Source organism: Micromonospora sp. C28ISP2-4 (assembly GCF_030519385.1).
Classification (GTDB): domain Bacteria; phylum Actinomycetota; class Actinomycetes; order Mycobacteriales; family Micromonosporaceae; genus Micromonospora; species Micromonospora tulbaghiae.
This window is the reverse complement of the sequence record NZ_JAUMKG010000001.1, coordinates 1,030,823-1,043,237: the sequence shown is the minus strand read 5'-3', so window position 1 is coordinate 1,043,237 and position 12,415 is coordinate 1,030,823. Positions and strand designations below refer to the sequence as shown.

The window sequence follows — 12,415 nt, the reverse complement described above, 5'->3', positions numbered from 1 at the left end:
CCGTCAGTACGTGCTGTTGTCGGAGTTGGCCCAGATCGTCAGTCCGATCCAGCCGCAGCAGACCAGCACACCGACCGCGGTGAAGATGTAGCTGAGGATCAGCCCCCAGTTGGCGAGCTGGTCGCCGTCCTCGCCGGTCTGACGGATCTGCCGCTTGGCCAGGTGGCCGCAGACGATGCCGGCGGGCGGGAAGACGAACGCGAAGACGAGCGACAGGATGGCGAGCACGTTCGTGGCACGGGGGCCTGGTCCCTGGCCGGGTGGGCCGTACTGGCCGTAGGGCGGCTGCGGTGCGTACGGCGGCTGCTGGCCCCACTGGGGGTGCTGCTGGCCGTACTGCGGTTGCCCGTACGGCTGGCCGTGCGGCGGCGGCTCGTACGGCGACGGCGGCTGCTCGTCGGTCACGGACGCCCCTTCCCCCAGGTCAACGGCCCTCTCTCTTGCGGACGCTACCCGCAGCGGTGAACCTTTTCACAGCGGTTGTATGGACTGGTCACCTTGGCGCGGCCGGTCCCGGGACCGATACTGACCGAGCGTTCAGTTACCCATGAGTAAGGCGCCGACCCCGGAGGCTGAGATGGCCCGACTCGCCCAGACACCCGGACTGACCGACGTGCAGCGGTCGATCCTGGAAACCGTCCGGGAGTTCGCCGACAAGGAGATCATCCCGCACGCGCAGCGGCTGGAGCACGCCGACGAGTACCCGAGCGACATCCTCGACGGCATGCGCGAGATGGGGCTGTTCGGCCTCACCATCGACGAGGAGTACGGCGGCCTGGGCGAGTCCCTGCTGACCTACGCCCTGGTGGTCGAGGAGCTGTCCCGGGGCTGGATGTCGATCTCCGGCATCGTCAACACGCACTTCATCGTGGCGTACCTGATCTCGCAGCACGGTTCCGCCGACCAGAAGGCCCGGCTGCTGCCCCGGATGGCCACCGGCGAGGTGCGCGGCGCGTTCTCGATGTCGGAGCCGGAGTGCGGCTCGGACGTCTCGGCGATCAAGTCGAAGGCCGTCCGCGACGGCGACAACTACGTCCTCAACGGCCAGAAGATGTGGCTGACCAACGGGGCGTACTCCTCGGTGGTGGCCACCCTGGTCAAGACCGACACCGGGGCCGACTCGGTCTACGGCAACATGAGCACCTTCCTGCTGGAGAAGGAGCCCGGCTTCGGCGAGACCGCGCCCGGCCTCACCATCCCCGGCAAGATCGACAAGATGGGCTACAAGGGCGTCGAGACCACCGAGATGGTGCTCGACGGCGTCACAGTGCCCGCCTCCGCCGTCCTCGGCGGCGAGGAGAGGGTCGGCCGCGGCTTCTACCAGATGATGGACGGCATCGAGGTCGGCCGGGTCAACGTCGCCGCGCGCGCCTGCGGCATCTCGATCCGGGCGTTCGAGCTGGCCGTCGCGTACGCCCAGCAGCGCCACACCTTCGGCCAGCCGCTCGCCAAGCACCAGGCCGTCGCGTTCAAGCTCGCCGAGATGGGTACGAAGATCGAGGCGGCGCACGCGCTCATGGTCAACGCGGCCCGGCTCAAGGACGCCGGCCAGCGCAACGACGTCGAGGCGGGCATGGCGAAGCTGCTGGCGTCCGAGTACTGCGCCGAGGTGGTCCAGGAGGCGTTCCGGATCCACGGCGGCTACGGCTACTCCAAGGAGTACGAGATCGAGCGCCTGATGCGCGAGGCGCCGTTCCTGCTGATCGGCGAGGGCACCTCGGAGATCCAGAAGACGATCATCTCGCGTGGCCTGCTCAAGCAGTACAAGCAGTAAGGGCCCTGCTCACCGCTCGGGCCGGCGCGCGGCCTGCTCGGCGGCGGGCAGGTGCCGCCGCGCGTGCTCGACCAGCGCCGTCGGGTCGTCGGCATACAGCCGGATCTCCCGCACCGGCTCGCTCGGCCCCTTCGGCAGCCGCACCGACAACGGCTCGCGCAGCACCACGTCGACCGCCGTCTGGCTGCCGACGCCGAGGTTGAGCACCGCCGGGTCGTCCGCGTCGTACTGGACGGCCCGGCTGGACGGTAGCGACCGGTGGCGGACCGCCACCCGGGCGACCGTGTCCCACGGGACCATGACGTCGACCGAGGTGCCGTTGCGCACCCGCAGGCCGGCGTCGTCGACTACGTGCGGATGGATCCGGAGGCTGGCCAGCAGCCCGATCATCCATAGCACACCCCAGATCCCGAGCGCGATCGCCGTGTGCCGCACCGTCGGCTGGTCGACGGTGTGCCGCAGGATCACGTCGAGGACCGGGATCTCGATCGTGGACAGCGCGATGAAGGCCAGCAGGATCGGCTGCACGCCGCCGACATAGGCGTACGTCTCCGCGCCGGCGGCGACCGGATACGGGCGGCGCAGGATCCACCGGGTGAGGCTGCGCCACATGCCCCACTCGTATGCCACAGCACGCCGCGCCAGCCGGATGGCCCGTCCCATCGCGCACCCCCTTTTTCCAATACAACTGCAATGTAAAGTGCGCGCCGGCAACATGTCAATGCAGTCGTATTGTGAAACCATGGGGGCATGCCGAAGCGGGTCGACCACCGGGAGCGTCGCGCGCTGATCGCCGACGCGCTGATGCGGGTCGCGGCCGAGCAGGGGCTGGAGGCGGTCAGCCTGCGCCACGTGGCCGCGGCGGCCGAGGTCAGCCCCGGGATGGTGCAGCACTACTTCCGTACCCGGGACGAGATGATGGTCTTCGCGCTGGCCGTGGTGCGCGAGCGCAACGAGACCCGGGTCCGGAAGGCGATCGAGCCGCTCGGCGCGACGCCGGCGCCCCGCGCGCTGCTGCGGGCCATGCTGGCCGAGCTGCTGCCGCTGGACGAGGACCGGCAGGCGGACGGACGGGTGGCCCTGGCCTTCCTCGCGTACACCGCCGTCCGGCCGGCCGTGGCCGCCGCGCTGCACGACGAGACGGCCGCGCTGCTGGCGTTCGTGGCCGGGCAGATCGCCGCCGGCTCACCGCTGGTGGCGGACGGCCGGGTGGACCCGGAACGGGCGGCGGTCGGACTGCTCGCCGTGATGGAGGGTCTCGGCATCTACGTGCTCGGGGGCCACTATCCCCCGGAGACCGCGCTGGCGGCGCTCGACGCCCAGCTCGACCTGATCTTCGGGCCGGAACCGGTGCCCGGCGTGGTCAGCCGCGACGAGTCAGGCCGGCGGCGGCCCGCTCGACGATGAGGCACTTGTCCTCGACGTAGTCGAGGCCGGCCTCCTCGGCGATCCGGCGCGCCTCGTCCGAGAAGATCCCGAGCTGCAACCACACCGCCGGGGCGCCGATCGCCACCGCCTGCCGGACCACGTCGACCGCGTCGCGGGCCGGCCGGAACACGTCGACCAGGTCGACCGGGTGCGGGATGTCGGCGAGCGTCGGGTACGCCTTCTCGCCGAACAACTCGTCCACGGTCGGGTTGACCGGGATGATCCGCCAGCCGTGCCGCTGCATCTCCAGCGGTACGCGGTGCGCGGCCTTGCCCGGATCACGGGAGGCGCCCACGACGGCGATCACGGCGGAGTCGGCGAGGATCTGCTGAGCGGAACGCATCCCCCGAGACTAGCCCCGCCGGCGCGGGTTCCCGGTTCGCTAGAGCAGGGAGAGCTGTTCGGCGGCCGGGGCGGGCGGCGGGGTCTGCGGCAGCCGCCTGTTGTCGCCGGTCTCGCCGCGGTGCAGCCCGTGCCGGCGTGCCGCCATCCGAACCCGCGCGGTCACCTCCCGCTGGTACGCCTGCGGCGCGTACGAGCCGGCCTGGTAGAGCTGCCGGTAGCGGGGCACCAGGTGGGGGAACTCCCGGGCCAGCCAGCGGGCGTACCACTCACGGGCACCGGGCCGCAGGTGCAGCGGCAGCGGCGTCACGCTCGCCGCGCCGGAGGCGGCAATGGCCGCGACCGTGGCGTCTATCGACTCCTCGTCGTCGCTGAGGCCGGGCAGGATCGGCGCCATCAGGACGCCGACGGAGAAACCGGCGTCGGTGAGCCGGCGCACCGCGTCCAGTCGGCGGCGCGGGCTCGGCGTACCGGGCTCGGCCGCCCGCCAGAGCGCCTCGTCCACGAATCCCACCGAGTACGACAACCCGACCCGGGTCACCTCGGCGGCCTGCCGCAACAGGGGCAGGTCGCGCAGCAGCAGCGTGCCCTTGGTCAGGATGGAGAACGGGTTCGCGAAGTCGCGCAGCGCCTCGATGATCGGCGGCATCAGGCGGTAGCGGCCCTCGGCCCGCTGGTAACAGTCCACGTTGGTGCCCATGGCGACGTGCGCGCCGCGCCAGCGTGGGGCGGCCAGCTCGCGCCGGACCAGCTCGCCCGCGTTGACCTTGACGATCACCTTGCGGTCGAAGTCGGCGCCCGCGTCCAGGTCGAGGTAGGTGTGGGTGTTGCGGGCGAAGCAGTTGTGGCTGACCACGCCGTTGGCGATGAAGTCGCCCGTGCCGGTGGTGATGTCCCACAGTGGAAGCTCCAGCCCGAGGTCCTCGACGGCTGTCACCTGGAGTCGCGCCGCGCACTTGAGCGCCATGCCCTCGATCGAGCGCCGGGCGGTGACGGCCGGGTCGGTGAGGTGGAAGAAGCGCAGCCGCTCCGGCAGCCCGCCGGTCAGCCGGAGCTGACTCGCCGCACCCGGGGCGCCCGGCACGTCGAGCGCCCACCGGAAGTCGAAACGGTCCAGCGCGCCGGCCGCGCGGGCCCGGCTCCCGTCGTCGGCGACGCTGATCCGGAACACGCCCCGGTGACAGGTGCCGGCGGCGTCGAACATGCCGGCCAGGTAGCCCAGCGTCCAGTCGTCGGTCGTCTCGTCGGGTGGCTCGAACAGCCCGGTGACGGCCTCGGCCGGGCCGGCCGTGCGTACCACTGTGGTCGTCGTCCGGCGGCCGACCCGGGCGACTGTGGCCCGCTCGATGGTGACGCCCGCATCGGTCAGGTAGCGCTCGGCCCGGTCCAGCGCCTCGGCCTCGGCGGTGGCCAGCCGGAACCGGGTGCCGCGACGGTCGCCTGCGGGGCCGTCGTCGCGGAGCAGGGCGTGCAGGTAGCCACGGCGGTAGTCGGCCGAGCGCTTCGGCGCCACCGCGAACCGGCCGGTGCCCAGCAGGCGGTTGCGGGTGGTCAGGTGGGGACGGCGCCCGCCGCCGCGCATGGCCCCGGTGACGTGCTTCCAGCCGCGTTCGGTAAGGAACCGGTGGTCGCCGCTGGCGACGAGCGTGGTGCCGTCGGCCAGGGTGACCCGGTAGGCCCGCTTCACGGTGGACCACTTGTCGAGCACAGTGGTGACGACGTAGTGGCGGTAGGCGCCGCGCCGCCGGGTGCCGTAGATGCGGTCGCCGGGCTCCAGCTCGCTGATCGCCTTGGTGCGGCCGTCGGCCATCAGGATCGGTGTGTCGCCGCCCAGGCAGTAGACGCAGGCGTGCGAGCAGCCCCGGTAGGGGTTGATCGTCCACTCGAACGGCACACGCGACTGGCCGGGCACCCGGTTGATGATCGACTTGGCCTGGACCTCGTAGAAGGTCATGCCGGCGAAGTCCGGGGTGTCGAACGTGCGGGCGACGGCGCCGGGCAGCGCCAGCGGCAGGGGTGGAGCCGCCGGCGCCGCCCGATCGGGAGTCCCCTCGTCCGGGGGAGCGGAGAGGTTGTCCCAGCGCATGGAGTTCATTCGAACACGTGTACGAACAAAGCGCAAGTGAGCCGCGCCGGTACGGCAAACGCCGCCGGCCGGTGCCCCCTCGGGCACCGGCCGGCGGCGTGTGGAACGTCAGTGGTTGTGCTCGGCCAGCTTCTTGCGGACGTCGTCCATGTCCAGCGCCTGGACCTGCTCGATGAGGTTCTCCAGCGCCGACTCCGGCAGCGCGCCCGGCTGGGCGAAGACGATCACGCCGTCACGGATCGCCATGATCGTCGGAATGGAGCTGATGTTGAACTTCACCGCCAGCTCCTGCTGCGCCTCGGTGTCGACCTTGCCGAAGGCGATGTCCGGGTGCTTCTCCGAGGAGCGCTCGTAGACCGGGGCGAAGCGCTTGCACGGGCCGCACCAGTCCGCCCAGAAGTCGAGCAGGACGATCCCGTCGCGCCCGGTCACCTCGTCAAAGTTGGCCGTGGTCAGCTCAACCGTTGCCATTGCTCTCTCCGATCACCGCGGATTGTCGTACGTCCGGTGGAACCAGGGTCAGTCCGTCCGAATTCCCGCCGCGCGGGTGACGAAACGCTGAGCGCCCGGACGGTGACCCTGGGCACATCGAACACCATCTGTTCGGCCCGGTCGTGCTGAACGCAAATGCACGTCGCACTTGCGTGACGGCACGTGATGGGAGCGTTTCCAAGGAGATCACGCTCAGTTGCGGCTACGTATCGGTAACTTTGGGCTTGACGAGCATCTATCCGGCCTGCGGAGATCGCTTACCGACCGCCTGTCGGTTACTTTTAGTAGTGTTACGAAAAGATAAATGTGATCTCCGTCTCTGTTGGCGGCGGGTGTTCGTACGGCAGAATTCTTCGCATCAGAGCGTGGGCGGCGGGTGCCGGGGAGGGCCCCGCCGCTCATTGCGTCCGGACCTCGGTGGCCCCGGTGTGACATTTCCGCCGGCCGAGCGCCCCGCTCCTCGCCTTAACAAGCGGTAAGGCATGCTGTGCCGAACTCCATCGCCGCCCGTGAAGGGGACAAGGATGCAGTTCGGCCGCTACTACGAGGAGTTCGAGGTCGGCGCGGTCTACCGGCACTGGCCGGGCAAGACGGTCACCGAGTACGACGACCACCTCTTCTGCCTGCTCACCATGAACCACCACCCGCTGCACATGGACGCGCACTACGCCGAGTCCGCCTCGCAGTTCAAGCGCAACGTGGTGGTCGGCAACTACATCTACTCGCTGCTGCTGGGCATGTCCGTACCGGACGTCAGCGGCAAGGCGATCGCCAACCTGGAGATCGAGTCGCTGCGGCACGTCGCGCCGACGTTCCACGGCGACACCATCTACGGCGAGACGACGGTGCTGGACAAGCGGGAGTCGGCCTCGAAGCCCGACCGCGGCGTGGTCGCGGTCGAGACCCGCGGCTACAACCAGGACGGCACGCTCGTCTGCGTGTTCCGCCGCAAGGTCATGGTCCCCAAGAAGGAGTACGCGGCCGCCGCCGTCCCGGACGGCGTCGACCCGGAGCGTCCCAGCTTCCCCGAGCCGCGCTGACCTGAACATCTCGGGCCACCGGGCCTCGTTCTCCGTTCGGCGGGGACGGGGCCCGGACCTCGTCCGGGGGCATATGCTCGGGCTGGAGGTGCCCATGAGCCACTCCGTAGCCGGAGAGCCGCCTTCCGCCGGTCGCCGCGCCGCACCGCTCACCACCGCCGCCTACTCGGCGGCGGAGTGGGACCTGCTGACCGACCTGCCGGGCCGCGTCCTCGTCGCCGCGGCCTCACCCGGGCCCGGGCACCCGCCGCGCGGCGTCGCCGCCGGCCTGGCCGGCCTGGACGCGGTGGCCGCCGGCCGGGCCTTCGACAGCGATCTCGTCCGCGCCGTGGTGGCCGCGATCTACGCCCGCCACGACGGGGCCACCGAGCGGGACGAGCGCCTGACGGACCTGGTCGACCTGCTGGCGGCCGCCCGGGCCGCGGTACGGGTGCTGCACCGCCGGGCCGACCCGGCCGACTCGGCGGCGTACCGGCAGTGGGTGGAGTCGGTCGCCGCCCGGGTGTGCCGGGCCGGGCAGACCACGCCGAGCCCCGCCGACACGCGTTTCCTCGACCGGCTGGGCGGCGCGCTCGACCTGCGCTGACCGGGGACGCCGCCGGGCCGTACCCTCTGCAGACCGTGACCGACGACCAGTTCGACGTGGGTGTGGGGCCGTGGCCCGGTGACCCGCCGGACGACCCGCGCTACGACCCGGAGCTGCTCGCGACCGGGGACCGGCGCAACGTGGTGGACCGCTACCGCTACTGGCGGCGCGAGGCGGTGGTGGCCGACCTGGACCGGCGCCGGCACGACTTCCACGTGGCGATCGAGAACTGGCAGCACGACTTCAACATCGGCACCGTGGTCCGCAACGCCAACGCCTTCCTCGCCGCCGAGGTGCACATCGTCGGACGGCGGCGGTGGAACCGGCGGGGCGCCATGGTGACCGACCGCTACCAGCACGTCCGGCACCACCCGACGATCGAGGAGTTCGTCGCGTGGGCGCGCGACGAGCGGCTGCCGGTGGTCGGCATCGACAACCTGCCCGGCTCCCGGCCGATGGAGACGGCGGTGCTGCCGCGCCGCTGCGTGCTCCTGTTCGGCCAGGAGGGGCCGGGGCTGTCGGCGGTGGCCCGGTCGGCCTGCGACGCGTTGTTCTCCATCGCCCAGTACGGCTCGACCCGGTCCATCAACGCGGGTGTGGCCAGCGGCATCGCCATGCACGCCTGGATCCGGTCGTACGCCGGGCCGCCGCCGGACTGAAACGCCGCGTGGGTCCACCACCGGACGGAAATCCCACGCTCGTCCGCCCGCCCCGCTTGACGCCTCGCGGGTCCGGGGCGACGGTGAGAGTGTGACTGTCGCGGTGAGTTGTCCGAGATGTGCGGGCCCGGTACGCGAGCCGGACCTGATGCACGCCGAGCACCGGTGCGTACGCTGCGGCCCGGTCGCGCCGCTGCACGTGCCGGAGCACATCAGCGCCGAGATCATGGCCAGCGTGGTGGACCGGATGGCCGCCGACCCCGACCCGGCCGACCGGCTCCGGATGCCGTTGTGGTGCCCGTGGCCGCTCCCGCCGGGTTGGACGCTCACCGGCGTGGCGTGGGCGGGTGACGACCGCTCGGGCGTACGGGCCACGCTGGTCGCCTGCGCCGGACCGGCCCCCCTGGACGGTGGACCGGCCGACCTGATCTTCGTCGCCGAGGAACCCGGCGTCGGTCTCGGATCCCGCTTCGCGGGACTGCCCGGACCCGACCCCGGACCGCAGGTGGAGGAGGCGCTCACCGATCCCGGCCCTGGTCATCCCGAACGGCTGCCGCACGCGAAGATCCGGGTGGGCGGTCACCCGACTCCACTGTGGCTCGTCCGCTCCGAAACGGATCGAAGCGCGTACGCCGGCGAGGCTCGGGGAATGTGGCTCCATGCGATAGCCTGGCCGGCGAGTGCGGGTCACCTCCTCGCGGAAGAAGTCGTGCTGCACGACCTCACCGAGTGGACACCGCCCGAACTCGTGTACGGCGCACCATCTCCGTACCTGCACGGGCGGGCCTGACCGGCTCGCCACGGCGAGTCGGGGAGCGGACGCAGATATTCACGGTAAGACACCATGCTGATACTCTGGGTGCCGCTGCGGTAAACGGACCCGGCGCCGCGCGAGAGGATGGCCCGCTATGGTCAAGAAGGTCCTCACCTGGGCCGGCATCGCATTCTTGATCTTCTTCGTTGCGTACCGGCCCAACTCCGCCGCCGACGTCTTCAAGTCTCTCGGCGGCGGCATCATGGACATCGCGCAGGGCTTCGGCGACTTCTTCACCAACCTCGTCGCCTAGCCGCCCATGGGAAGCCCCTCCGGTCCACCCTTCGACCCGGACGACCCCGACCGGGCACGCCGGGAGCGCGACACCGAGCCGATCCCCCGGATCGACCCGGACGACCCGGCGGGTTATGGCCCCGGCCCGTACGCGGACGCGGACGACGCCGGCTACGGCGGCGCGTACGCCGGTGAGGGCCGGTCCGGCCGGGCCTGGGCGCGGGACCCGGACGGTTTCCCGGACCAGCCGATCTCCGAGGACGAACTGGCCGGGCTGCGGTCCGACGCCTCCGGCATGGCACCCCGCCGGGTGCTGCCGCTGGAGGACGAGCCCAGCTCGCTCGTGGCGCGCTACCTCTTCCCCACCGAGCGCTACCGGGGCGAGTGGAAGCGGCACTGGATCCACCTCACCACCCCGATCATCGTCGGCGTGGCGGCCACGTTCGTGCTCGGCTACCTCTCCGGCTTCCTCGCCGGGCGGGACGTCGGCGCGTTGACCACAGTCGCCGTGCTGCTCTGGTTCGCCGTGATGGGCTGGGTCGCCTGGAAGGTCGCCGACTGGTGGTACGACCGGTTCATCCTGACCAACAAGCGGGTGATGGTGGTCAACGGGATCATCACCCGGCAGGTCGCGATGATGCCGCTCACCCGGGTCACCGACATGAAGTACGAGCAGAGCCCGACCGGCCGCGCCCTCAACTACGGCACGTTCGTGCTGGAGTCCGCCGGCCAGGAACAGGCGCTCCGGGTGATCAAGAACCTGCCCAACCCGAACGAGCTCTACCTGCGTGTGGTCGAGGAGATGTACGAGCCGCAGGCGGTCGAGGCGCGGCTGGGCAAGGAGGCCGACGAGGCCAAGGCCGACGACGGAGCCTGAAACTTTTCGTCCGAACATCGGATGAACTGCACACCTTCCGCCATCGACCCGACCGGCCCGGCCGTGGCATTCTGCCAGGCAGGACGGGGGGAGATGAGCGTGGTGAGCAGAGATCCGCTGGAGGAGGAGTTCCGCGAATTCGTCGCGGCCCGGTCCGGCGCGCTGCTGCGCACCGCGTACCTGCTCGCCGGTGACTGGGCCACCGCCGAGGACCTGCTCCAGACCGCGCTGACGAAGACCTACCTCGCCTGGAAGCGGCTCGGCGGGATCGACGCCATCGAGCCGTACGCCCGCCGCGTCATGGTCAACACGTCCACCAGCTGGTGGCGGCGCCGCTGGCACGGCGAGCGCCCCACCGAGGTGCTGCCGGAGCGCGCCGGCGTCGACGAGATCGAGCAGCAACTCGACCGGGACGCGCTCTGGCGGCACCTCCAGGCGCTGCCGGCCCGGCAGCGGGCGGTGCTGGTGCTGCGCTTCTACGAGGACATGTCCGAGGCGCAGACCGCCGCGCTGCTGGAGATCTCCCCGGGCACGGTCAAGAGCCAGACCTCCCGGGCGCTGAACACGCTGCGCCGCCGGCTCGGCTCCGAGGCGGCCCTGAGCCTGCCCACGCTGGCCGACGCGCCCGCGGCGAACCCGTCCGCCCCGACCGCGCCCGCCGCGGGCGGCCGGTCCGTCCCGCCGGCCCGGGGCACCGAGCCGGCCCGTACCCCGGCGCGGCGGTCCGCCGCCCGGGTGCCGCGACCGGCCCCACCCGCGGCTCCGGTACGCCCCGCGGTCCCGATCCCGGCGAAGAGCCGATGAGCGGCACCCGGCAGCACGGTGACAACCGGACGGGCAGCCCGGAGCGTCCATTCCCCGTGAGCGACGACGAGCTGGAGCGGGCGCTGCGGGAGACGCTGACCCGCCGCGTCGCGACGTCCCGCCCGCTGCCCGCCGACCCGGCCGGGGAGATCCTGCGCCGGGCGCGGCGCACGGGCCGGCGGCGTACGCTCACCGGCCTGGCCCTGGCCGGGGTCGCCACCGTGTTCATCACGACCGGGGTGGCGCAGTTCAGCGCGTCGGGCGGCAACGGCGGCACGCCCACTGTGGTGCTCGGCGACCCGCCCGTCCTCTTTCCGTCCCCGGAGCCCTCCGGGCCGTCCTCGATCACCCGTTTCGGGCCGGTCCGCGCCGAGCTCGACCTGCTCGTCGGTGACCGGCTGGACACCAGCGGCGGCGAACGGCGGCGGCTGCCCGGTGTGAGCGGCGTCGAACGGGCGCAGCGGATCCACGACCAGGAGGGCTGGCTGCTCACCTCGGCGGCCACCGTCGCCGGCCGTACCCTCTGGTGGGTGCCGGTCGGTGGCACCGCGCCGCAGGTCATGCTCGCCGCCGCGGACGCGGTGGCGGTCTCCGCGGACGGCCGCCAGGTGGCCTGGCGGGACGGCACGGACGTGATTGCCGCCGGTGTGGTCGCCGGCCAGCTCATCGCGCCGGTCCGGACCACCGCGCCGGACGGTGCCGTGCCGGTCGGCTTCGCCGGTGACTCCGTGCTGATCCAGCAGCCCGCCGACGGCGGGATGCGCGTCTGGGACCGCGCGCTGGGCGGGCAGCCGGGCCCGGTGAACCCGGACGTACGCGCGGTCTACGGCACCCGGCCCGACGGCCGGGTGGTGGCCCTGGTCGCCGCCGGCCGGGATCAGCAGCGCTGTCTGGCCCTGCTCGACCCGGCCCGTGACCTCGCCCCGGTGCGTACCGGATGCGGCCTGAAGCTGGCCGCCGACGGACTCGGCGCCGTCTCCTCCGACGGCCGGTGGCTGCTCGCGAACGGCACCTCGCGCACCGCCCTCCTGGTGGACCTGGCCGACCCGGCCCGCCCGGTCACCCACCCGGCCGGCCCGGTGCTGGCCGCCGGCGTGGCCTGGACCCGGGGCGGCGTGGCGCTGCACGTGGACGCGAGCGGCGGGCTGGTCCGGGTCAAGCCCGAGCGGGTGCTGGCCGGTGACCGGCCCACGGCCTCGAAGGTCGAAGGGCTGGCGCCGGAGGACCACCCGGTGGTGGTGGCCGACGTCCCGACGGTGCCCGACGGGGCGTAGCGTCG

Annotated in this window: 15 protein-coding genes; 10 read left to right on the top strand and 5 right to left on the bottom strand. The window is 72.1% G+C overall.

The window, feature by feature from the left end; translation table 11 throughout:
- Positions 1 to 3: 3 nt before the first annotated feature.
- Positions 4 to 405, bottom strand: a complete 402-nt coding sequence (locus Q3W68_RS04910; RefSeq protein WP_302904282.1) for a DUF4190 domain-containing protein — start codon at positions 403 to 405, stop codon at positions 4 to 6.
- Between the two features lie 172 nt (positions 406 to 577).
- Here Q3W68_RS04910 and Q3W68_RS04905 point away from each other — a divergent pair, with 172 nt between their 5' ends.
- The gene (locus Q3W68_RS04905; RefSeq protein WP_302904281.1) at positions 578 to 1,774 is read left to right on the top strand and encodes an acyl-CoA dehydrogenase family protein; all 1,197 of its coding nucleotides are present in this window, start codon (positions 578 to 580) and stop codon (positions 1,772 to 1,774) included.
- Positions 1,775 to 1,783: 9 nt separating this feature from the next.
- On the opposite strand, the gene Q3W68_RS04900 is transcribed toward Q3W68_RS04905, so the two are convergent.
- Positions 1,784 to 2,437, bottom strand: a complete 654-nt coding sequence (locus tag Q3W68_RS04900) for a hypothetical protein (protein ID WP_302904280.1) — start codon at positions 2,435 to 2,437, stop codon at positions 1,784 to 1,786.
- An 87-nt stretch (positions 2,438 to 2,524) separates the two neighbouring features.
- On the opposite strand from Q3W68_RS04900, the gene Q3W68_RS04895 reads away from it, so the two are divergent.
- The gene (locus tag Q3W68_RS04895) at positions 2,525 to 3,181 is read left to right on the top strand and encodes a TetR/AcrR family transcriptional regulator (protein ID WP_302904279.1); all 657 of its coding nucleotides are present in this window, start codon (positions 2,525 to 2,527) and stop codon (positions 3,179 to 3,181) included.
- Here the strand turns inward: Q3W68_RS04895 and Q3W68_RS04890 are convergent.
- The 3 genes from Q3W68_RS04890 to trxA all read right to left on the bottom strand — a co-directional run bounded on the left by Q3W68_RS04890 (position 3,138) and on the right by trxA (position 6,101).
- Positions 3,138 to 3,545, bottom strand: a complete 408-nt coding sequence (locus Q3W68_RS04890; RefSeq protein ID WP_091330265.1) for a CoA-binding protein — start codon at positions 3,543 to 3,545, stop codon at positions 3,138 to 3,140. The two genes, Q3W68_RS04895 and Q3W68_RS04890, sit on opposite strands and share 44 nt — an antisense overlap.
- Before the next feature lie 39 nt (positions 3,546 to 3,584).
- A complete protein-coding gene (locus Q3W68_RS04885) occupies positions 3,585 to 5,630 on the bottom strand; it encodes an intein-containing Rv2578c family radical SAM protein (RefSeq protein WP_302904958.1) in 2,046 nt (681 codons plus the stop codon).
- A 108-nt stretch (positions 5,631 to 5,738) separates the two neighbouring features.
- On the bottom strand, positions 5,739 to 6,101 hold the full coding sequence (gene trxA, locus Q3W68_RS04880; protein WP_269702434.1) for a thioredoxin: 363 nt from the start codon (positions 6,099 to 6,101) through the stop codon (positions 5,739 to 5,741).
- Between the two features lie 545 nt (positions 6,102 to 6,646).
- Between trxA and Q3W68_RS04875 the strand changes: the two genes are divergently transcribed.
- From Q3W68_RS04875 to Q3W68_RS04840, 8 genes are all read left to right on the top strand, one after another.
- On the top strand, positions 6,647 to 7,162 hold the full coding sequence (locus Q3W68_RS04875) for a MaoC family dehydratase (protein WP_013283894.1): 516 nt from the start codon (positions 6,647 to 6,649) through the stop codon (positions 7,160 to 7,162).
- A gap of 94 nt (positions 7,163 to 7,256) precedes the next feature.
- The gene (locus tag Q3W68_RS04870) at positions 7,257 to 7,748 is read left to right on the top strand and encodes a hypothetical protein (protein WP_302904278.1); all 492 of its coding nucleotides are present in this window, start codon (positions 7,257 to 7,259) and stop codon (positions 7,746 to 7,748) included.
- A 35-nt stretch (positions 7,749 to 7,783) separates the two neighbouring features.
- Complete coding sequence (locus tag Q3W68_RS04865; protein ID WP_302904277.1) at positions 7,784 to 8,407, top strand: RNA methyltransferase; 624 nt, start codon at positions 7,784 to 7,786, stop codon at positions 8,405 to 8,407.
- Positions 8,408 to 8,498: 91 nt separating this feature from the next.
- Positions 8,499 to 9,197: a DUF6758 family protein gene (locus tag Q3W68_RS04860; protein ID WP_368045722.1), complete on the top strand. Its 699-nt coding sequence runs from the start codon at positions 8,499 to 8,501 to the stop codon at positions 9,195 to 9,197.
- Positions 9,198 to 9,315: 118 nt separating this feature from the next.
- The gene (locus Q3W68_RS04855; RefSeq protein WP_013283898.1) at positions 9,316 to 9,474 is read left to right on the top strand and encodes a hypothetical protein; all 159 of its coding nucleotides are present in this window, start codon (positions 9,316 to 9,318) and stop codon (positions 9,472 to 9,474) included.
- 6 nt (positions 9,475 to 9,480) lie between these two features.
- Positions 9,481 to 10,332, top strand: coding sequence for a PH domain-containing protein (locus Q3W68_RS04850; protein ID WP_302904275.1), 852 nt, complete (start codon positions 9,481 to 9,483; stop codon positions 10,330 to 10,332).
- Positions 10,333 to 10,425: 93 nt separating this feature from the next.
- Positions 10,426 to 11,136 (top strand): SigE family RNA polymerase sigma factor, encoded by a 711-nt coding sequence (locus Q3W68_RS04845; protein ID WP_302904274.1) that lies wholly within the window; start codon positions 10,426 to 10,428, stop codon positions 11,134 to 11,136.
- 56 nt (positions 11,137 to 11,192) lie between these two features.
- Complete coding sequence (locus Q3W68_RS04840) at positions 11,193 to 12,410, top strand: hypothetical protein (RefSeq protein ID WP_302904273.1); 1,218 nt, start codon at positions 11,193 to 11,195, stop codon at positions 12,408 to 12,410.
- The last annotated feature ends 5 nt before the right edge of the window (positions 12,411 to 12,415 follow it).